General features: G+C 62.5%; 14 protein-coding genes and 2 tRNA genes. 5 read left to right on the top strand and 11 right to left on the bottom strand.

Translation table 11 applies throughout. The features are described 5' to 3' along the window. The first annotated feature begins 6 nt into the window (after positions 1 to 6). Entirely contained in the window at positions 7 to 1,629 is a 1,623-nt protein-coding gene (gene pgi / locus B0G81_RS34440; RefSeq protein WP_134141687.1) for a glucose-6-phosphate isomerase, read from the top strand. 132 nt (positions 1,630 to 1,761) lie between these two features. On the opposite strand, the gene B0G81_RS34435 is transcribed toward pgi, so the two are convergent. Then, the gene (locus B0G81_RS34435) at positions 1,762 to 2,448 is read right to left on the bottom strand and encodes an ABC transporter ATP-binding protein (RefSeq protein WP_106281089.1); all 687 of its coding nucleotides are present in this window, start codon (positions 2,446 to 2,448) and stop codon (positions 1,762 to 1,764) included. A gap of 28 nt (positions 2,449 to 2,476) precedes the next feature. Between B0G81_RS34435 and B0G81_RS34430 the strand changes: the two genes are divergently transcribed. Beyond that, positions 2,477 to 3,154 carry an arylesterase gene (locus tag B0G81_RS34430; RefSeq protein WP_243856689.1) on the top strand — a complete coding sequence of 226 codons (678 nt, stop codon included), beginning with the start codon at positions 2,477 to 2,479 and terminating at the stop codon, positions 3,152 to 3,154. A 117-nt stretch (positions 3,155 to 3,271) separates the two neighbouring features. Further along, entirely contained in the window at positions 3,272 to 3,613 is a 342-nt protein-coding gene (locus B0G81_RS34425; RefSeq protein ID WP_116141242.1) for a hypothetical protein, read from the top strand. Positions 3,614 to 3,709: 96 nt separating this feature from the next. Here the strand turns inward: B0G81_RS34425 and B0G81_RS34420 are convergent, their stop codons facing one another. The 8 genes from B0G81_RS34420 to tig all read right to left on the bottom strand — a co-directional run bounded on the left by B0G81_RS34420 (position 3,710) and on the right by tig (position 12,886). After that, positions 3,710 to 5,647, bottom strand: a complete 1,938-nt coding sequence (locus B0G81_RS34420) for a SurA N-terminal domain-containing protein (protein WP_134141679.1) — start codon at positions 5,645 to 5,647, stop codon at positions 3,710 to 3,712. 86 nt (positions 5,648 to 5,733) lie between these two features. Further along, positions 5,734 to 5,810 (bottom strand) — tRNA-Asp (locus tag B0G81_RS34415). 36 nt (positions 5,811 to 5,846) lie between these two features. Continuing rightward, a tRNA-Val gene (locus tag B0G81_RS34410) sits at positions 5,847 to 5,922 on the bottom strand. A gap of 81 nt (positions 5,923 to 6,003) precedes the next feature. Next, positions 6,004 to 6,276, bottom strand: coding sequence for an HU family DNA-binding protein (locus B0G81_RS34405; protein ID WP_106283479.1), 273 nt, complete (start codon positions 6,274 to 6,276; stop codon positions 6,004 to 6,006). A gap of 338 nt (positions 6,277 to 6,614) precedes the next feature. Then, a complete protein-coding gene (gene lon, locus B0G81_RS34400) occupies positions 6,615 to 9,038 on the bottom strand; it encodes an endopeptidase La (RefSeq protein WP_106283480.1) in 2,424 nt (807 codons plus the stop codon). Positions 9,039 to 9,240: 202 nt separating this feature from the next. Then, positions 9,241 to 10,512 carry an ATP-dependent Clp protease ATP-binding subunit ClpX gene (gene clpX, locus B0G81_RS34395; RefSeq protein WP_007182009.1) on the bottom strand — a complete coding sequence of 424 codons (1,272 nt, stop codon included), beginning with the start codon at positions 10,510 to 10,512 and terminating at the stop codon, positions 9,241 to 9,243. 183 nt (positions 10,513 to 10,695) lie between these two features. Continuing rightward, positions 10,696 to 11,349, bottom strand: coding sequence for an ATP-dependent Clp endopeptidase proteolytic subunit ClpP (clpP, locus tag B0G81_RS34390; protein ID WP_007182010.1), 654 nt, complete (start codon positions 11,347 to 11,349; stop codon positions 10,696 to 10,698). Positions 11,350 to 11,539: 190 nt separating this feature from the next. Further along, positions 11,540 to 12,886: a trigger factor gene (gene tig / locus B0G81_RS34385; protein WP_106283481.1), complete on the bottom strand. Its 1,347-nt coding sequence runs from the start codon at positions 12,884 to 12,886 to the stop codon at positions 11,540 to 11,542. Between the two features lie 592 nt (positions 12,887 to 13,478). Between tig and B0G81_RS34380 the strand changes: the two genes are divergently transcribed. Then, positions 13,479 to 14,624, top strand: a complete 1,146-nt coding sequence (locus tag B0G81_RS34380) for a glycerate kinase (RefSeq protein ID WP_134141674.1) — start codon at positions 13,479 to 13,481, stop codon at positions 14,622 to 14,624. A gap of 62 nt (positions 14,625 to 14,686) precedes the next feature. Beyond that, entirely contained in the window at positions 14,687 to 15,136 is a 450-nt protein-coding gene (locus B0G81_RS34375) for a MarR family transcriptional regulator (protein ID WP_116119484.1), read from the top strand. Between the two features lie 26 nt (positions 15,137 to 15,162). Here the strand turns inward: B0G81_RS34375 and B0G81_RS34370 are convergent, their stop codons facing one another. Then, positions 15,163 to 16,698 carry a DUF3999 domain-containing protein gene (locus tag B0G81_RS34370; RefSeq protein ID WP_134141670.1) on the bottom strand — a complete coding sequence of 512 codons (1,536 nt, stop codon included), beginning with the start codon at positions 16,696 to 16,698 and terminating at the stop codon, positions 15,163 to 15,165. After that, positions 16,695 to 20,099: a DUF2339 domain-containing protein gene (locus tag B0G81_RS34365; RefSeq protein ID WP_134141666.1), complete on the bottom strand. Its 3,405-nt coding sequence runs from the start codon at positions 20,097 to 20,099 to the stop codon at positions 16,695 to 16,697. Before B0G81_RS34365 ends, B0G81_RS34370 begins: the two co-directional genes overlap by 4 nt. Positions 20,100 to 20,382: the final 283 nt, after the last annotated feature.

The following is a 20,382-nucleotide window of genomic DNA, read 5'->3' as shown; positions in this document are numbered from 1 at the left end:
GACGCTATGACCCAGAACTCGCTCCCCTCCTGGTCCTCGCTGCAAACGCATTACGACAAGATTCGCAATGCGCACATGCGCGACTGGTTCGCCCCCGAGAACGATCCCGCCCCTACCCGTGCTGAACGCTTTGCGTTCGCGGGCGGCGGTCTCGCGGCCGATTTCTCGAAGAACCGCATCACCGAAGAAACGCTGAAACTGCTCGTGCAAGTCGCGCGCGAAGCCGGCGTCGAGAAGCGCCGCGACGCCATGTTCGCGGGCGACATCGTCAACCCGACGGAAGGCCGCGCCGTGCTGCACACGGCATTGCGCGCTACCGACCCGAAAGCGCCGTTCTACGCGCAAGTGCAGGCCGAGCGCGCCAAGATGGCCGCGTTCGCCGGCCAGGTGCGCAGCGGCGAGTGGAAAGGCTATACCGGCAAGCGGATCCGCTATGTGGTGAACATCGGCATCGGCGGCTCGGATCTCGGGCCGAAGATGGTCGTGCATGCGCTGCATCATCTGGCCACGCCGGAGATCACCACGCACTTCGTGTCCAATGTGGACGGCGCCGATCTGTACAACGTCATGCAGCAGATCGATCCCGAAGAGACGCTCGCGATCATCGTCTCCAAGACTTTTACCACGCTCGAAACCATGACCAATGCGCGCTCGCTGCGCGACTGGTTCATCGAGAAAGGCTGCCCGGAAAGCGCGCTGGCGAAGCACTTCGTCGGCGTGTCCGCGAATCCCGCGGAAGTGGTCAAGTTCGGCATCGCGAAAGAGAACGTCTTCGAGATGTGGGACTGGGTCGGCGGACGCTATTCACTGTGGTCGGCCGTCGGTCTGTCCATCATGATCGCGATCGGACCGCAGCAGTTCGACGAACTGCTCGCCGGCGCCAACGAGATGGACCAGCATTTCCGCGACGCGCCGCTCGAGAAGAATCTGCCGGTGCTGCTCGGCATGATCGGCATCTGGTATCGCAACTTCTTCGGCTCGCAAAGCTACCTGGTCGCGCCGTATTCGCAGGCGCTGCATTTCCTGCCTTCGTATCTGCAACAGCTTGAAATGGAGAGCAACGGCAAGTCGGCGCGTCTGGATGGCGCGATGGTCGACTACCCGACCGCCGCGGTGACGTGGGGCGAGCCGGGCACGAACGGTCAGCACGCGTTCTTCCAGATGCTGCACCAGGGCCCGACGATCGTGCCGATCGACTTTATCGCCGTGTTGACGCCGGAGCATCCGCTCGTCAGCCATCATCCGAAGCTGCTCGCCAATTGCTTTGCGCAAAGCGAAGCGCTGATGGTCGGCCGCACGCTCGAAGAAGCGAAGAAAGTGGCCGGCGCGGACAAGCCGGAACTGGCGCCGCACCTGGTGTTTCCGGGCAACCGTCCGACCACCACGCTGCTCGTCGAGGCGCTCACCGCACGTTCGCTCGGCGCATTGATCGCGTTGTACGAGCACAAGGTGCTGGTGCAGGGGACGGTATGGAACATCAACTCCTTCGATCAATGGGGCGTGGAGTTGGGCAAGATTCTCGGCAAGGTGGTCGAAGCCGATCTGACGGCGCCGAGTGCCGATGTGAAGAAGCATGATTCTTCCACGTCGGCATTGATCGCGCGGGCGCGGGCGGCGTTGAAGAAGTGATGGTGAGCGGCGCGGTGGTTCGCGCTGCTTGATTTGAATGGCGTGGTTGCCCGATACCGGAAGCCACCATGAAAAAGCGGGCCCTTGCGGCCCGCTTTGCTTTTGTCGCGACGCTCGACGCTCGACGCTCGCTCAGGCGAGACGTCCCGCCTCGATCGTCACTGTCGTATCGCAGCGGCGCGCCAGTTCGATGTCATGCGTGACGAGAATCAACGTCGCGCCGTTCGCGCGGTTCATCTCGAACATCAGATCGATCACCGCGTGACCCGTGGCGGCGTCGAGACTGCCGGTCGGTTCGTCCGCGAACAGGATCGCCGGGTGGGTGACGAACGCGCGTGCGAGCGCGACGCGCTGCTGCTCGCCGCCGGACAGCAGCTTCGGATAGTGACTGGTGCGCTTGCCAAGACCTACCTGCTCAAGCAAACCACGCGCACGCGTTGCGGCCTCGCGCGTGCCGATGCCGCCTAGCAACTCCAGCGGCAACGTAACGTTCTCGAGTGCGGTCAAATGCGGCATCAGTTGAAACGACTGGAACACGAAGCCGACGGAGCCGCTGCGCAATGCGGCGCGCTCGTCTTCATTCAGTTCGCCGAGTTCGCGGCCGAGCAACCGAACCGAGCCCGAACTCGCGCTGTCCAATCCTGCGAGCAAGCCGAGCAGCGTAGACTTGCCCGACCCGGATGCACCGACGATCGCCACACTGCTGCCGGCATCGATAGCAAGATCGATGTCGTCGAGAATCGTCAGTTCGCCTGTTGCATCGTTAACCTTCTTGCACAAACCCCGCACTTCAATGACTGGATCAGTTTTGTTTAGCATGGTGAAGCGTAGGTTGAAAGTGCGTGCCATGACGTCTCGCGCCACGGGGTTGACAACGGCATGCGGCTGCGCCGCTGTGGCCGCCACCCTGTTTCTTTCCGTGAGCTTCACGGCGCGGGCCGCCAACGCGCCCGAACCGGCCAAGCCGGTGATCGTCGTGCTCGGCGACAGCATCTCCGCCGAATACGGACTGCCCCGCGACACGGGCTGGGTTGCGTTGATGCGCCAGCGCCTCGCCGACGAGCGAATCGATTATAGCGTCGCCAATGCGAGCATTAGCGGCGACACCACGAGCGGCGGACGAGCCCGCATGCCGGCGCTCATGCAACGCCTGAAGCCGAGCATCGTGATCGTCGAACTCGGCGCCAACGACGCCTTGCGCGGCGTGCCGCTCTCCACCACCGAAGACAACCTGCGCACGATCATCGAGCAGGCTCAGCAAGGTCACGCGAAGGTCGTGCTGGTGGGCATGTACGTGCCGCCTAATTACGGCCCGGACTACACGCAAAAGTTCCACGGCTTGTACGGCGAACTGTCGAAGCAACTGCGTGTGCCGCTCGTGCCGTTTCTGCTCGCCGGCATCGCCGACAAACCGGACATGTTCCAGGCCGATCAGATCCATCCCACCCAGCAGGCACAGCCAGTGCTACTTAACAACGTGTGGCCCGCAGTCAAGCCACTCCTTCGCACAAGTTCGCCGCACTGAAAAATCTGCTAACAACTTGTTTCCAGAACTGTGGGAACGCGGATCGGTAAGTTCTCTCTGACACTTTCGTAATCCCGCGTAACCGGCTCGATTTTGAGCGACTTTTGAGGAGATAACGTGAAATATTTACCGTTAATCGCTTTGACCGTGGCAATTTCTGCCTGCGCCGCTCAACCGCCCGCTGGCGTTCAGTCCGTAGGCGAAAGCCAGCAACCGCCGAAGGCCGTCGCTACCTGCATCGCGCAGAAGTGGGCCGACAGCTCGCAGCAACAGGTCGTCTCGCAAGACACATTGGCTAACGATCAAGCCATGGATGTGTATGTCCCGGGTCAGCAGCCGCCCAATGGCGCCGCCGCTGTCGTACGTCCGTCGTACTCCGGCAAGGGTACGTGGGTCGGCTTCCGCGCCGGTGGCGCTGGCGGCAGCAACGCCACAAGCGCGATCAGCGGCTGCCTGTAACGCTCACAGCGTGTCGCAGCTGACCGTTTGACGAGCTTGCACTCGTCAAATGAAAAAGCCCCGCATTCCGCGGGGCTTTTTTGCGTTTGGGCAGTCTTACTCGCCGCTCGCCTGGGCATTGCTGCTGTCGAGAGAACCGTAGAACTTCACCTTCGAACGCGCGCGCACTGCTTCGACATAGGCCTCTGCTTCGGACTGCGCATCGACCTGGGCGATCTGTTGCTGCGCTGCAGCCAGACGTTGCGGATCGACCGTGTTACCCGCTACCACCGCGTTCACGCGATAGATCGCATAACCGTCGTCGCCGAGATCCACACCGACGTAAGCCGGCAATTTTTGCGCGTCCGCCTTGTAGATTGCACTCAATGCGGCCGGCGGCACGCCTTGCGCGTCGTTGCGCGACACCTTCAACGGCGACGAGAAGCCCGTCGTTGCCTTCGACTTTTCGAACTCGGCCAGTTTGGCCACGCCGTCCTTGTGAGCCGCTTCATCCGACTGAACCGCGATCACCTTCTGACGCACCGCGTCCTTGACGGCGTCGAGCGCCGGCACTGCCGCGGCCTTGTAGTCGGTCACGCGCGCCGCGATCAACGTGTTGCCGCCGACGTCGATGGCCTGCGTGTTGTTGCGTGCCGTCGTGGCGTCATTGGCGAACACCGCGGCGAGGAACTTCGCGTTGTTCAGCGGGCTGTCAGGCGCGAGCTTCGGATCCGGCTGCGGCGTGACCGTGGCGGTCTGCACTTGCAGCTTGTACTTGTCGGCGGCCGGTTGCAGGCTCTTCGCTTTTTCATAGACGATCGACGTGAAGCCTTCCGAATCGTCGGTGAATGCCTTGGTGGCCAACTGCGTCTTCAGGTCTTTCGAGATCTGATCTTTCACTTCGTCGAACGGCTTCGTGACCGCCGGTTTCACGTCCGTCACCTTGACGATGTGATAGCCGAAGTCGGTCTGCACGATGCCGCTGACTTCGTCTTTCTTCAGCGCGAACACGGCGTCATCAAACGCCTGGCCGCCCGCGATCATGCCGCGCCCGAAGTAGCCCAGATCGCCGCCCTTCGACGCTGAACCGGGGTCCTGCGAATTCTGCTGCGCGATCTGCGCGAACTGGTCCGGATGCGCCTTGATCTGCGCGAGCAACTCTTCGGCCTTCTGTTTGGCCTTGGCCTTGTCGGCCGGGCTCGCGTCTTTCGGCGCTGCGATCAGGATGTGGCTCGCCCGCACCTGGCCGTCAGTGCGGTAGTGCGCGATGTTGTCGTCGTAGTACTTCTTCAGATCGGCGTCGGTAGGCTGCGCGGAAGCGGCGAGCGTTGCCGGCGACAAGACGAGATACTGGATCGTGGCCGTGGCCGGCGTGGCGAATTCATTGCGATGCGCGTCGTAATACGCTTGCAGTTGCGCGTCGGTAGGCTGCACCTTCGCGGCGTAGTCGCGCGGATGGAACGCAATGCCCTGCACTTCGCGCTGTTGCTCCGCGAGTTCGGTCAGATGCTGTGCGAGCGTTTTCGACGTGAACGCGCTGCCTTGAATGCTCGCCGGCAACTGCTGCGTGGCGATGCTGTAGCGCACGCGCTCGTCGTACTGGTCGGGCGTCATGCCTTGCATGGCGAGCAACTGCTTGTAGCGGTCGACGTCGATCGTGCCGTCAGGATTCTTCAGCGACGAGATCACCGGATCGTTCATCAACACGCGGCGCACGGCGTCGTCGGACGCGGTGAGATGCAGGCGCTGTGTTTCATCGGCCAGCACGCGTTGCTCGATCAGACCATCGAGCATCTGCGCGCGGCGTTCCGGCGTGTCGAACGACTTCATATCGAACTGCGCGCCGAGCATTTGACGGGCGCGGTCGAGTTGCTGACGCATCGCGTTGTCGTATTCAGCGCGCGTGATCTTGTGACCGTTGACGCTCGCGACATTTGCACTTTCGTCAAAGAAGCCGCGAAAGCCCTGAATACCCACAAAACCCAACCCCGGCACAATGACGAGGATGAGCATGAACATCATCAGGCGTTTGTGATTGCGGAAAAAATCGAGCATGCGTGAGGAGTGCCAAAAACAGAACGCCCGATCTTACAACAGCGGGCAATAAAAAAGGCGAACCGGAGTTCGCCTTTCGAGGATACTGGCGGAGTGGACGGGACTCGAACCCGCGACCCCCGGCGTGACAGGCCGGTATTCTAACCGACTGAACTACCACTCCTTATGTTGCGCTGGAACACTTAACCGAATCTGAAACTGGTGGGTGCTGAGAGGCTCGAACTCCCGACCTACGCCTTGTAAGGGCGCCGCTCTACCAACTGAGCTAAGCACCCGTTTCATGATTCAGTGCTGCTTTCCTGCTTCTACCTGCTGCCCGATCTTCGCCTATCGACGTCCCTCAAGCAGCAAGCCCATTAGTTTAGCGCATCCTTCAGAGCTTTGCCAGGCCTAAATTTGGGGACCTTCGCCGCCTTGATTTTGATGGCGGCGCCAGTGCGCGGATTGCGCCCGGTGCGCGCGGAGCGCTTGCCGACCGCGAACGTGCCAAAACCCACCAACGTCACCGAACCGCCCTTCTTCAACGTACCTTTGACACCATCGATCACTGCGTCGAGTGCACGGCCTGCCGCTGCCTTCGAAATGTCGGCTTGCTGCGCAACGTGATCGATCAATTCCGTCTTGTTCATCCCAACCCCCGAGAATGTTTATGGCAATCGTGACGGCGCTTTATTAACGCCTGGCATCACGCGGCCGGCGGGCAACGCCGGGCGCAATCATTAGAATGGGCCGAAACCCTTGTGTCAAGCGGGGTTGAGCCTGATTTGCGAGGATTTCGAGGCGGCTTCCTATAACAAAATGTTGCCGCGAATGGATGCACGCACAACCAGTCGGCGGGCGCATGCCGCTTTACTCAATAGGTGGGAAAACGCCCCTCGCGAGACGCCTGACGGAAGTCGCGCGGACAATAAAAAACCGCGGCCGAGACCGCGGTTTTCTTCGAGCAAAAGCTTCGTTGACGACTGCCTTAGTGCTTCACGACTTCCGTTGCCGCAGCGTCCTTGCCGGGCTCCGCTGCAACCGGCGCAGCAGGCTTGGGCTCCTCTTCGGGCAACGCCGCCGGCACACGTTCGAGCGCCAGTTCGAGCACCTTGTCGATCCAGCGGACCGGCACGATCTCGATCGCGTTCTTCACGTTGTCCGGAATCTCCGTCAAGTCCTTGACGTTTTCTTCCGGAATCAGCACCAGCTTGATACCGCCGCGATGCGCCGCCAGCAGTTTTTCCTTCAAGCCGCCGATCGGCAGGACTTCGCCACGCAACGTGATTTCGCCCGTCATTGCGACATCGGCGCGCACCGGAATTCCGGTCAACACCGACACCAGCGCGGTCGTCATCGCGATACCGGCAGACGGACCGTCTTTCGGCGTCGCGCCTTCCGGCACGTGAATGTGAATGTCCTGCTTCTCGAACGCTTCGTCCTTGATGCCGAGACGGCGCGAACGCGAACGAACCACCGAGCGGGCTGCCTCGACCGATTCCTTCATCACGTCGCCGAGCGAACCCGTACGAATCACGTTGCCCTTGCCCGGCATTACCGCGGCTTCGATGGTCAGCAGATCGCCGCCCACTTCCGTCCACGCAAGACCCGTGACCTGACCAACCTGATTTTCCTTCGCGGCCAGACCGAAGTCGTACTTGCGCACGCCGAGGAACGTATCGAGATTGCTGCCGTCGACCTTCACCGCGCCTTCCGCCTTCTTCAGCAGAAGCATCTTCACGACCTTACGGCAGATCTTCGAAATTTCACGCTCGAGCGAACGCACGCCCGCTTCACGCGTGTAGTAACGAATGATGTCGCGGATCGCGGTTTCCGTCACATCGACCTCGCCGTCCTTGAGGCCGTTGTTCTTCTTTTGCTTGGGCAAAAGATAACGTTGCGCGATGCTGACCTTCTCGTCTTCCGTGTAACCCGACAGACGGATCACTTCCATCCGGTCGAGCAGCGGCGGCGGAATGTTCAGCGAGTTCGACGTCGCCACGAACATCACGTCCGACAGATCGAAGTCGACTTCGACGTAGTGATCGGCGAACGTATGGTTCTGTTCCGGATCGAGCACTTCGAGCAGAGCCGACGACGGATCACCGCGGAAATCCTGGCCCATCTTGTCGACTTCGTCGAGCAGGAAGAGCGGATTGCGCACGCCGACCTTGGTCAGGCTTTGCAGAATCTTGCCGGGCATCGAACCGATATACGTACGACGGTGACCGCGAATCTCGGCTTCGTCACGCACGCCGCCGAGCGCCATACGCACGAACTTGCGGTTCGTGGCGCGAGCGATCGACTGACCCAGCGACGTCTTACCGACGCCCGGAGGCCCAACCAAGCACAGGATCGGCGCCTTGACCTTGTCGACACGTTGCTGGACCGCGAGATACTCGAGAATGCGTTCCTTCACTTTCTCGAGACCGAAGTGGTCTTCGTCGAGCACGCGTTCCGCATTGGAGAGGTCGTTGTTGACCTTGCTCTTCTTGCGCCACGGCAAGCCGATCAGCGTGTCGATGTAGTTGCGCACGACGGTCGCTTCGGCCGACATCGGCGACATCAGCTTGAGCTTCTTCAGCTCGGCGTCGGCTTTCTTCTTCGCTTCCTTCGGCATGCGAGCAGCGGTGATGCGCTTCTCGAGTTCTTCGAGGTCCGCACCTTCTTCGCCTTCGCCGAGTTCCTTCTGGATCGCCTTGACCTGTTCGTTCAGGTAGTACTCGCGCTGGCTCTTTTCCATCTGGCGTTTCACACGCCCACGGATGCGCTTTTCGACCTGCAGGATGTCGATCTCGGCTTCGAGTTGCGCGAGCAGATGCTCGAGTCGCTCGATCACCGGGAACATTTCGAGGATGTGCTGCTTCTGGTCGAGCTTGAGCGGCAGATGCGCCGCGATCGTGTCGGCCAGACGACCCGCTTCGTCGATACCCGACAGCGACGTCAGAATCTCCGGCGGAATCTTCTTGTTCAGCTTCACATACTGGTCGAACTGCGACACGATCGCGCGGCGCAGCGCTTCAGTTTCAGCGCTGTCGGCGTGGTCGGGTTCGAGCGGCATGACTTCGCACGAGAACTGCGTTTCCTGTTCTTCGATGGAAAGCGTTTTCGCGCGCTGCAAGCCTTCGACGAGCACTTTCACGGTGCCATCGGGCAGCTTCAGCATTTGCAGGATGTTGGCAACACACCCTACTTCGTACATGTCCTTTTCGGTCGGCTCATCTTTCGCAGCCGTTTTCTGGGCGACGAGCATGATGTGCTTGCCGCCTTCCATCGCTGCTTCGAGAGCCTTGATCGACTTCGGGCGGCCTACGAAGAGCGGAATCACCATGTGCGGGAAGACGACTACGTCACGCAGCGGGAGCAGCGGGAGCGTAATGCGTTCCGGCGGAAGGAGTTGGGTTCCTGACATTTCATTTCCCCATGAGTGGAATCAGTTCGTTCGATAGGTGAGGCCAGCAGAAAAGATTGCAAGCCTCCGCGTGTGGGAAAAGTTCAGTGACTCCGAAGGTTCAGTGACTCCATAGTGAAAACAACCAGCCTGACCACACGATAAACGAAAAAAGCCGTTCACGTTGCCATGAACGGCTTTTTTTGCAGAACCCGCAAGCCGATCAGTTCGAACCCGCCACTTTGGGCGCGTCTTCGTAGATCAGTAGCGGTTTGCCGTCGCCGTCAATCACGTTGTCGTCGATGATGACCTTGCTAACGCCTTTCATTTGCGGCAGGTCGTACATCACATCAAGCAACGCCTGTTCCAGGATGGAGCGCAAACCACGCGCGCCCGTCTTGCGACGAATTGCCTTACGTGCGACAGCTTGCAGCGCGGCCGGACGAATTTCGAGCTCGACGCGTTCCATGTTGAACAGCTTGTGGTACTGCTTCACCAGCGCATTCTTCGGTTCGACGAGAATCTTCATCAACGCGACTTCGTCGAGCTTGCCGAGCGTGGCCACCACCGGCAGACGGCCGATCAATTCGGGAATGAGACCGAATTTGATCAGATCTTCCGGCTCCACTTCGCGCAGCACTTCGCCGGCGTCGCGGTCCTGCTTGCTCTTCACGCTCGCGCCAAAGCCAATGCCAGTCTTCTCGGTACGATCGACGATGACCTTTTCGAGGCCGTCGAACGCGCCGCCGCAGATGAACAGAATGTTGGTTGTGTCGACCTGGATGAAGTCCTGATTCGGGTGCTTACGGCCGCCCTGCGGGGGCACCGACGCCATGGTGCCCTCGACCAGCTTCAACAAAGCCTGCTGCACGCCTTCGCCCGAAACATCGCGGGTGATCGACGGGTTGTCGGACTTGCGGCTAATCTTGTCGATTTCGTCGATGTAGACAATGCCGCGCTGGGCCTTGTCCACTTCGTAATTGCAGTTTTGCAGCAGCTTCTGAATGATGTTTTCGACGTCTTCACCGACATAGCCGGCTTCTGTCAGCGTGGTTGCATCGGCAATCACGAACGGGACGTTCAGAAGGCGCGCGAGCGTCTGCGCGAGCAGCGTCTTACCGGAACCGGTCGGACCGATCAGCAGGATGTTGCTCTTGGACAGCTCGATCTCATCTTTCTTGTCGAGATGCTTGAGGCGCTTGTAATGGTTGTACACCGCGACCGCGAGAATTTTCTTCGCGCGTTCCTGACCGATCACGTACTGGTCGAGGATTTCACGGATTTCCTGCGGACTCGGCAGATCGGACTTCGACAAGCCCGCCTCGATGCCCGCGCCTGCAGCCTCATCACGGATGATTTCGTTGCACAGGTCGATACATTCATCGCAAATGAACACCGACGGGCCGGCAATCAGTTTCTTGACTTCATGCTGACTCTTGCCGCAAAACGAGCAATACAACAGCTTTTCGCTGTTAGAACCTTTCTTGTCCGCCATAGATGTGTGAGCCTCCGGACACTCGATTACATGATACGCCGTTTGCCCTGGCCTCGCAGTTTGCGCGGGGCCGGGCTTGAGCCAAGGTGACGGCGTTTGCCGCAGGCACTCGGACGAAGTTTGATTATTTCACAACCGATCCGGTTGCGTTTTTGCCCCATTTCAGGGCAAAAACGCACCATTTCAAGGACGCTTGTGCGCTACCTGGTCGACGAGGCCGTAAGCTTGCGCATCGTCGCCGGACATGAAGTTGTCGCGGTCGGTGTCGCGTGCGATACGCTCGACGGGCTGGCCGGTGTGATGCGCGAGCAGATGATTCAGCCGTTCCTTCAAATACAGGATTTCGCGCGCCTGAATTTCGATGTCCGACGCCTGGCCGCGCGCGCCGCCCAGCGGCTGGTGAATCATCACGCGCGAATTCGGCAGAGCAAAACGCTTGCCTTTCGCGCCGGCTGCCAGCAGGAACGCGCCCATGCTGGCCGCAAGACCCATGCACAGCGTAGAGACATCCGGCTTAATGAACTGCATCGTGTCATAAATCGCCATGCCCGCCGAAACCGAACCGCCCGGGCTGTTGATGTAGAAACTGATGTCCTTGTCGGGGTTCTCGCTTTCGAGGAACAGCATCTGCGCGACGACGAGATTGGCCGTCTGGTCGTTCACTTCACCGACCAGGAACACGATCCGTTCCTTCAGCAGACGCGAATAGATGTCGTATGAACGCTCGCCCCGGCCGCTCGTTTCCACGACGATCGGCACCAGTCCGAGCGCCTGCGCTTCGAGATCCCGCGACGACTGGGAGGTCAACGTGTCCAGCATTTGAGCGCGAAAGGTCATGCAGTAGATCCTTGTCTGAAATATTCTAAATATTAGATGCTGGACAGGTGCGGCCGACAACCCCGTATTCAAGTGCGATCAGTGCATGCGCGCCGTGCAACACGAAACAAAAACGCAATACACAACTACGGCACAAAAAAACGGCGTGCGGGCCGTCGCTCCGACAGCCGGCACGCCGTTGCAGCGACGCTTACGCTTGCGCCGTTGCGCTTGCCAGTTCTTCGAAGCTCACTTCCTTGTCCGTCACCTTGGCCTTGCTGAGGACGAAATCGACGACGTTGGCTTCAACGACGTACGCTTCCATTTCGGCAAGACGTTGCTGGTTGGAATAATACCAGCGGACGACTTCCTTCGGGTCTTCGTAGCTTTTCGCGAACTCGTCCACTTCGGCGCGAATCTGCTCCGGCTTGGCTTGCAGGTCGTTGGCCTTGACCAGCTCGGCCAGCACGAGGCCCAGCTTGACGCGGCGCTCGGCCTGTTCCTTGAACATCGCAGCCGGGATCGGCGCATCTTTGGCGTTCGGCACGCCGCGTTGCTCCAGATCCTGACGCGCCATTGCGACGAGGCGTTCCTGATCCTGTTCGATCAGAGCGTTCGGCACGTCCAGTTCGGAAATCTTCAGCAACGCGTCCATCACCTGGTTCTTGACGATGGCCTGCGTGCGGCGCTTTGCTTCGCGTTCGAGATTGTCTTTGATCTCAGCGCGCATCTTGGTCAGATCGCCGTCTTCGATGCCGAGCGACTTCGCGAATTCAGCGTCGATTTCCGGCAGGTGCGGCCACTCGATCTTCTTCATCGTGATCGTGAATTGCGCGGTCTTGCCGGCGACTTCCTTGCCGTGATAGTCCTCAGGGAACGCCAGATCGAATTCCTTCGATTCGCCGACCTTCAGGCCAGTGGCGGCCTTTTCGAATTCCGGCAGCATGCGGCCTTCGCCCAGCACGAACGCGAAGTCGTCGGCGCTGCCGCCCTGGAACACTTCACCCTCGATCTTGCCGATGAAGTCGACCGTTACGCGGTCGCCTTCTTTCGCTGCCGTGTCGCCGCCGCCGTCACCGTGCTCACCGGCTTCGCCGCGAGCGTGGAAGTGCACGCGCTGCTTGCGCAGGATGTCCAGCGTGCGGTCGATTTCCGCTTCGCTGATGGTGGTCGTGGTGCGCTCGATTTCAGCCGTGGCGACGTCGCCCAGCTTCACTTCCGGATACACCTCGAACGTCGCGTCGAACGCGTAGTCGCCTTCAGTGGCGTCGGACTTCGGCGCGAAGCTCGGCTGACCGGCGACGCGCAGGTTTTCGGTGCGGCTGATGTCGAAGAATTCCTTGCCGACCTTGTCGCTCAGCACTTCGGCTTCCACCTGGCCCGAATACTGTTGCGTCACCATCTTGAGCGGCACCTTGCCCGGGCGGAAACCCGGCATGCGCACGTTCTTCGCGAGTTGACGGATACGCGAGTCCACTTCCTTCTGCACGGCGTCCTTCGGCAGGGAAATCGTGACGCGGCGTTCGAGCTTGCCGAGGTTTTCAACAACGTTAGCCATGGCTTCAATCGTCCTAAAATTATTCGAGCGAATCAGTTATCTTCTCCGTGCCGCTTGTCGATCTCGTGCGACGTCGCGTTTTTTGGTCGCGTTTAGGTCGCTTCGCTTCGATTGCGCGCCTGCGCCGCGGGCTTGCAGGCCGCCGGCAGCACGGTTGGGTCCAAAGAGCCGAATATTTTAGCAAACTATTTGCGCGCCTAGCCGGGGATTCGATGAATGGGCGCGTTTTTGTCGAGGTTTTGGCCGGATTCCGGCCGCTTTCCGTGCTGTTTCGTACCCGTTTGCGCACTGTTCCAGTGCGGCTTGGCTCTGGCGCCGCTGCTGGGCTGCGCCTGTCTGCACGAAGTTTTCCTAGCGACTTTGCTTTAGCTTGTCTGCACGAACTCCCGCGGACTTCGATTCAATCACCAGCCCTCGACAAGAAGAGAAGCCCCCGCCGCGCAGGCGCCCTGCCGCCGTCAATGCCGGCTATGCCATTCGACATATTCAGTCGGCGCGCCCATGCTGATAAGCTAATGGACGCGCTTGGGGCTGCGCCTTCATCTCTCTGTTTCACCCGCCCTCGCAACGATTCCAACCACTCAGAGACACCATGCCGAATTCGCCGTCCTCGCCCGTCGTCGTCATTGCTCCCGATTCCTTCAAAGGCTCGCTCAGCGCGGAACAGGTCGCGCAGGCCATCGCAGCGGGCATCAAGCGCGCCCGTCCCGCCGCGGAAGTGCGCATCTGCCCGATGGCCGACGGCGGCGAAGGCACACTCGACGCCATGCTCACGAGCGGCGGCGAACGCCGCACGCTCAGCGTGCGCGGCGCCGCCGGTCCGGTGCGCGAAGCGCTCACGGGCCTGCTCGCCGACGGCAGCGCGATCATCGAAACGGCGGAGGTCGTCGGCATTACGGATCCGGTGGGAATGGGCGTGCCCGTGGAGGCGCGCAGCACACGCGGCATGGGCGAGGCGATCGGCGCGCTGATGGACGCCGGCGTGCGGCGCTTTTTCGTCGCGCTCGGCGGCAGCAGCACGAACGACGGCGGCGCGGGCCTGCTGACCGGCCTCGGCCTCAAGCTGTTCGACGCACAGGACAACGAGCTCGACGCCACGCCCGAACAACTCGCGCGCCTCGCACGAGTGGACGTGTCGCAACTCGACGCGCGTCTCGCGAACACGCAGTTCGTCGGCATGTCGGACGTGGACAATCCGCTGACCGGCGAACACGGCGCAACTGCGGTATTCGGTCCGCAAAAGGGTGTGAAGCCGGAGCAGGTTGCCACGATCGACGCCGCGCTCACCCGCTTCGCCGATCTGCTCGAACCGGCGCTCGGCCGCACGGCGCGCGAACTGCCCGGCGCGGGCGCGGCCGGCGGCCTCGGCTTCGCGTTGCATATGCTCGGCGCGCAGTTCGAACCGGGCGCGGAAACCGTCGCACGGCAAATCGGTCTGGACGCCGCGCTCGAAGGCGCCGATTGGCTGATCACGGGTGAAGGCCGTTCGGATGTGCAAACGCTGCACGGCAAGGCGCCCTTTATCGCCTGCCGTCATGCCCAGGCAGCAGGCGTGCCGGCCACGCTCCTGTCCGGCGGAGTCGACTCAGCCGCGTTGCCGCGCCTCGCCGAATATTTCAGCGGCTGCTTCTCGCCGGCGCCCGGCCCGATCACGCTCGAAGTCGCGATTCGCGACGCGGCGCGGCTGTTGGCGGACGAAGCCGAACAGTTGACGCGCCTGAAATACGGCACGCGTTGACCGGCAAGGCGGTTGCGGCAACAATCACAGCGCCGCGACCGCTCACACACTACGGGAAGACCATGAAGGACGCCAAAGCCGGCCTCGAACAGTTCCTGACGTACCGTCTGCATGTCCTCAACAAACTCGCCGAACGCGGCATCAGCGAACGCTATCAGACCAAGCTCGGCGTGACCTTGCCTGAAGCGCGCGTGATTGCGTCGGTGGGATCATTCGGGCCGTTCTCGATCATGGAACTGGCAAGGCATGCCAATCTCGACAAGAGCCAGGCAAGCCGCGCCGCCGAAGCGTTGATCAGGCAAGGACTCGTGAAACGCGAGGCGAGCGCCGAGGACGGCCGCGTCGTGCTGGTGTCGCTGACGCCCGAAGGCCGCGCGCTGTATCGAAAGGTCATGCCGATCGCGCGCAAATGGAACGGCGACATGTTCGACTGTCTCGACGAGCAGGAAAAGCTCGACTTCGGTCACGCGCTCGACAAGATCATCGGCACGATGACGGCGCGCGAGGAATGACCTGCGCGCCGTAGGCGGCGCTGAATTCAGCGCTTGCCTTCGCCCTGCTCGTCGGCGTCGCCCGCGGTGGGCGCCGGGTTGGGCGCCGGGTTGGACACACTAGCCGCCGCGCCCGCGCGGCCGGATTCCACCGCCGCACCCGCAGCGCCCGTCGCCGCCGCACCCGCAACGCCAGATCCCGCAGACGCGCCGGGCCCAACACCCGGCGCACCGCCCGCCGGCACACGAGCACCACGCGCGAGTCGCCACGCGATCGCTGCAAGCGCACCCACGGCCAGCAGCAATGCCGCCCATAGCAAATAGCGGCGCATCGCATCCGGATCCCTCGCGGACTGCGCCCTCGCGGCCTGCTCGGGTGAGAGCGCCTCACCCAGGTGCGCCGTCGCGGGGACGGTTGAGGCGCCCATCAGCAGATCGTCCCGGCTCGCCGCCGACGACACCGTCGTCGCGCTACCCACCGCCAGGGTGAAGGGCGCGGTCCCACGCGCGACGAACGTCAGGACCGCCGGGCGCCAGCCCGCGGCGACCGTCAGTGTGCCGCTGCCGAGTCCGCCGTTGCGCGGGTCGACCACTACACGCCACTGACGATCCGTGTCGGGCGTCAATTCGAGCGAAGGATTGCTTTGCTCCACCTCGCCGTTGTGCAAGCGGAACAATGTCGCGCCTGCCACTTCGCGCCATGGCGTATCGAGGCCCGTGCGCGAATAGACGAGCGCAGGCGCGACAGTATTCGGCTGAGGCAGGTTCAGGCGCAACCGGTCGACGGGATACGGGCCGCCGGTACTGAAAAAATATTCGCCGGGTTTCGGTCCCGCGTGGGCGACGATGCCTTCGCGCCATGCCCGCTCCGCGCGTTGCGCGGCGTCGGCGGCAAGCGGCTGAATCTCCATGTCCAGCGACTCGACATACGGCGTGCCGTCGAGCCAGCGCAAACGCAGGTAGCGCGCGCGATTGCCGTCCAGTTCGATCCGGTCCTGACTCAGCGTGCTGCCGTTGTAGCTGACCTTCAGCAGTTGCGCATCGCCGGCGGGTTGCCAATGACGCAAATCGTCGCTCGATTCGACCGTGACGCGTCCCTGGTAATTGTCGTCGCGCAGATGCACGAGCAACGCGGTCACCCGGCTTGCATGTGACGCGCGTCCGAGGTCGATCAGGTCCGTGTCGTGTTGCGCGCGGGACGGCGGCGCCGAGGTCGCGCGCAGCGAACCGTCGGCGGCGATCGTCACGCCGAGCGGTGCGGCGGAACTGCTGGCGGCAGCGGGCGGCAACGGAAACCAGCGCACCGGACGCAGCGTGGGCGGCGTGCGCGGCGGCTCGCGCGGCGCATCGAGCGAATACGGCACGGGTTCGCCCGTGCCGTTGAAGACACGCACGTCGCCGAGATCGTGACGCTGGCTCGCCGCGTAGACGGCGGCCGGCAGCGTCACGCTGTAGTACGCGGCGCCTTCTTCGAGTTGCAGCGCGAAATGCTGCGCGAAGTCGTCGGCGGCGATGGCGGGCGCGGACGCCCACATCGCCGCGATCGCAAAACACCAGCCGGTGAATGTAAAGGCACGCTTCATTGCTTGGATTCCACGACCAGAGCCTTGGGCGGTAACGGTGAGAAGTAGCCGATCAGCAACAACATCAAACCGATGCCGATAAACGAAACGATCCGCTCGATCCCGGTCACGTGAGACAGATCGAACAGGAACAGCTTGACCACGGTCGCCGCCAGCAGCGCGCCGCCGATGAACCAGAACATCCGGCTCGCCCGGCGCGTCGCCCAGATCATCATGGCAAGCGCGCACACCGTCCAGAATACCGATATTGAAGCCTGTACGAGCATCGAGTGTGACATGGTCTCGAACTCGTACGGCACGCCGGTCCAATGATGCAGCGTACGCAGCAGCATCGCGTTCAGCCAGACGAATCCGGTCGCACCGGCCGCTACTTGCAACGGCATGCGATATTCGCCGATCGGCACGCCCAACCGATGAATTCGCATGAGCCAGAACGCCGCCAGCGCGAACACCACCGCCTGCACCAGGTCGAGCGGATTGAGCAACGGCAGACGCGCCCATGCGCCGCCGTCCTGCGTCAGGTTCGCGAAGAACGTCCATATCCACATCACCAGCACGAGCGGCGTCGACGCGATCGCGCACAGCCGCACGATACTGTCGCGCCGCGCGAGCCACAACCCGGCAAAAGCAAACGCGCTCCAGCCGACCAGAAACACCTGCTGCAGACTGAACGAGGCGAGCACCGCACCGACATCGTACGCCGTGTGAAAACGATGATGCAGCGTGCGCAACAGCAGCGCATTGAGCCACAGGAACAGCGTGGCGAGCACCAGATAATCGAACGCTCGCGGATGCCATTGCACACCCAACGCACGCAGTCTGCGCAGCCACACAGCGCCGGCGACGAACGCGAGAATCTGGGCGACATCGAGAGGATTGAGGATCGGCAGCCACACGAGCGGCGCGGCGCTGCCGTCGCTCGACACACTTGCGATACTCCACGCCCACAGCAGCACGGCGAGCGGCGCGGCGGCCCACACCTGATACGCCCGCATGAAGCGCGCGACCGGCCAGCGCAGACGGTGCCCGGCGCCCGCCAGCAACAGCAGCGGCACACCGAAGCCATACGCCCACGCGCTCCAGCTCCATGCGCCTTCGGGCACGTAAGTCCGCAAAGCCCAATAGCCTTCGAGCGCGGCAAGCGCGCCGGCCGTCCAGAACATCAGCGTATGCAGCGGCGCGAGCACGATATCGCTGACGTCGCGCTGCTGGCGCCACAGCAATCCGTACGCCGAGAGTGCGGCGAGCGCGCCAACCAGCCAGCCGTAGCCGCTCACCGGCGCCATACCTAACGTGAAAAGCTCGACGGTGAGGAGCGCGAGAACCGGCACGAACGCCAGCGCCGGCAATTCGGCGAGCGGCCAGCGCAGCGCGCGGCGCGCGCCGTGAGCCAACCAAGCTGTCAGCACGGCGAAGAGCGCGACGCCGGCCGTCTCGAAACGGCCGTGTTCTACGCCGGGACGAGCGCTCACGTACGCATGGATTTCGTACAGGCCGCCGAAGGTCCACCACGACAAACCCCACACGCTGGCGACGAGGCCGATCCGCGGCATCCACACGTGCCACTCGCCTGCTTCGCTGCGGCCGTGCAAACGCCATCCCGTGAAAATGCCCGCGAGCGCGATCAGCACGGACGCGATGTAGGCACCGTTCAGGGCCGGCAAGGCGCTCGCGTCGTGAGTCTGCGCGATCGTGCCGACCGCGTAGGCGCCCGCCGCGGCCAGTTGCAGCAGCAGGCCGAAACCGAAAGCGCTCAGGCGCCGCTGACGCACGGCGAGCCAGCTGATCGCGGCCCCTTCGATGGCCCAGGTCGCGCTCGTCGTCGGTCCGGTGAACGCGAGCGGCACGGCGAGCGTGGCAAAGATCACCGCCAGTGCGAGCATGGCCTCGAACATCATGCCGAGGCGTTCCCGGCGCCGCGACAGCCAGCCCGCGATCGCGAGGTAGAACGCGGCCAGCGCCACCGCGCTCCATGCCAGTCCGAACCCGGTGTTCTTCATCAACGCGGCTTGCAGGCCGATCGCCACCAGCGGCGTGCCGAACACGAGCGTGCCGTCGACGTAATGCTTGAGGGCGATTTCGCGCCGTACCGCGTAGAGCAGCGCGATGCCGACGTACATCAGGAAAAACAGGATCAGGAACGGCTCGGTGCTGGCGAGCAACTCGGGGCGGTAAGCTATCGCGCCCCACGCGGCGCCGATCGAAAACGTGAACACGAAGCCGAGCAGATTCAGCGGGCGCCACGCCTTGAACCAGGCGATCGCGAAGATGCCGGCATTGAGCAGCGCGTAGTAGCTGAACAGCATGACGTGACTGCCGCCGCCCGTCGACAGCAATATCGGCGCGAGAAAACCGCCCGCGCTGCCCATGAAGGCCAGCGACGAAGCGTTCTGCCGGACCGCCAGGAATGCACTGAGCGCGCAGATCGCGACCATCAGCGGAAAGGCCGCGGCCGCCGGCAGCAAGTGATAAAGCCGCGTGGCCGCGAAGACGGTCAGATACAGCGCGCCGACGCCGCCGCCTTGCAGCACCAGCCCATACGCGCCGCGGCGCTCGCCGATGCGCCAGCCGAGCACGATCAAGGCGGTCGCGGCGAGCGCCACACCGGCAAGGCGGAATTCGATCGGCAGCAGGCTGTTATCGGCGGCGTATTTGAGCAGGAAGGCGAAGCCGAAAAACAGCACGATGATGCCGACCCGCACGACCGTGTTGCCACCTAGAAGCCAGTCGCGGCCCGCTTTGAAGATACGCTCGGCGAGACCAGGGCCGCGAGGAGGCGCGGGTGGTGAAGGTGGAACGGGAGGCTGCGACGCGGACGCTGTCGCGGAAGCGGGTTGTGCGGCCGGGGCGACTGCAGCGGCGCCGGGTACGCCGAGGGCAATTGGTACGTCTGCTGCGCCGTCCGCGTTCACCGCACGCTGAGCGGCCGGAGCCATCGCTTCGGCGCCAGTCGATAAGCGCGCGGCGGCGAGCGGCATCGCCCGCACCTCGGGCGGCGGACTTATCGTCCGCTCATTGGCAGGCGGGATCGCATAAGGACTTGACGCGGCATCCGACGGCGACCGCCCAAACGCCGCCGTGTCGGCGACCTGCGCATCAGCATCCGTAGCGCCCTCGACGCCGCCCGCTCGCAACTGACGAATCTCGCCGCGCAACGCGACGATCTCCCGCTCGAGCCGCTCGACGCGAACCGCCAGTTCGCCCGGAGGACTCCGACTGTCAGTGGCGGCCGGTTTCGCCGCGGACGGCGTCGCGGCATCCGCGGACTTCTTTTGCAGCAGACGCGAAAACGCAAAACCAGCCACCGCACCCAGCAACGCGCCGAGTCTAATCGAGAAATCGTTCGACAAGGCAGCCAGCATGCCGACCACCGCGCCGAGCACAGTCAATATCACGCTCATCGCAGCCCTCTTTTTTATTGTGTTCCGTAGCGAGATTTATTTAATGATGCACCGATTAATCCCCGAGTATTACGCAAACGATACGGCGAAAATCGGCGCGCAGAATACCATGCAAATCGCGCTTTTGAGCCAACAATAAAGTGAATGGCGCCTATGCAAAAATGCTTGATGATTTTTCCGACCGCACACAGCCGCGTATCGGCGTGCGCTCACGGCAAGCAGCCAACCATGTCAAAATTCGCCACCGGCCGTCGGGCCATCCTCTCCCACATTTCATCCAAGG

This window comes from Paraburkholderia sp. BL6665CI2N2, assembly GCF_004366535.1.
Taxonomy (GTDB): domain Bacteria; phylum Pseudomonadota; class Gammaproteobacteria; order Burkholderiales; family Burkholderiaceae; genus Paraburkholderia.
Note: the sequence above shows the minus strand (reverse complement) of the source record. Positions and strands in the feature narration are given on the sequence as shown.

Bases quoted from the DNA above. Each gene is read 5' to 3' on its own strand.
- B0G81_RS34365 (WP_134141666.1), bottom strand. From the start codon at position 20,099: ATGAGCGTGATATTGACTGTGCTCGGCGCGGTGGTCGGCATGCTGGCT.
- clpX (WP_007182009.1), bottom strand. From the start codon at position 10,512: ATGGCGGACAAGAAAGGTTCTAACAGCGAAAAGCTGTTGTATTGCTCG.
- B0G81_RS34375 (WP_116119484.1), top strand. From the start codon at position 14,687: ATGAAGGACGCCAAAGCCGGCCTCGAACAGTTCCTGACGTACCGTCTG.
- B0G81_RS34370 (WP_134141670.1), bottom strand. From the start codon at position 16,698: ATGAAGCGTGCCTTTACATTCACCGGCTGGTGTTTTGCGATCGCGGCG.
- clpP (WP_007182010.1), bottom strand. From the start codon at position 11,349: ATGACCTTTCGCGCTCAAATGCTGGACACGTTGACCTCCCAGTCGTCG.
- B0G81_RS34380 (WP_134141674.1), top strand. From the start codon at position 13,479: ATGCCGAATTCGCCGTCCTCGCCCGTCGTCGTCATTGCTCCCGATTCC.
- B0G81_RS34430 (WP_243856689.1), top strand. From the start codon at position 2,477: ATGACGTCTCGCGCCACGGGGTTGACAACGGCATGCGGCTGCGCCGCT.
- lon (WP_106283480.1), bottom strand. From the start codon at position 9,038: ATGTCAGGAACCCAACTCCTTCCGCCGGAACGCATTACGCTCCCGCTG.
- B0G81_RS34405 (WP_106283479.1), bottom strand. From the start codon at position 6,276: ATGAACAAGACGGAATTGATCGATCACGTTGCGCAGCAAGCCGACATT.
- pgi (WP_134141687.1), top strand. From the start codon at position 7: ATGACCCAGAACTCGCTCCCCTCCTGGTCCTCGCTGCAAACGCATTAC.
- B0G81_RS34420 (WP_134141679.1), bottom strand. From the start codon at position 5,647: ATGCTCGATTTTTTCCGCAATCACAAACGCCTGATGATGTTCATGCTC.
- tig (WP_106283481.1), bottom strand. From the start codon at position 12,886: ATGGCTAACGTTGTTGAAAACCTCGGCAAGCTCGAACGCCGCGTCACG.
- B0G81_RS34435 (WP_106281089.1), bottom strand. From the start codon at position 2,448: ATGCTAAACAAAACTGATCCAGTCATTGAAGTGCGGGGTTTGTGCAAG.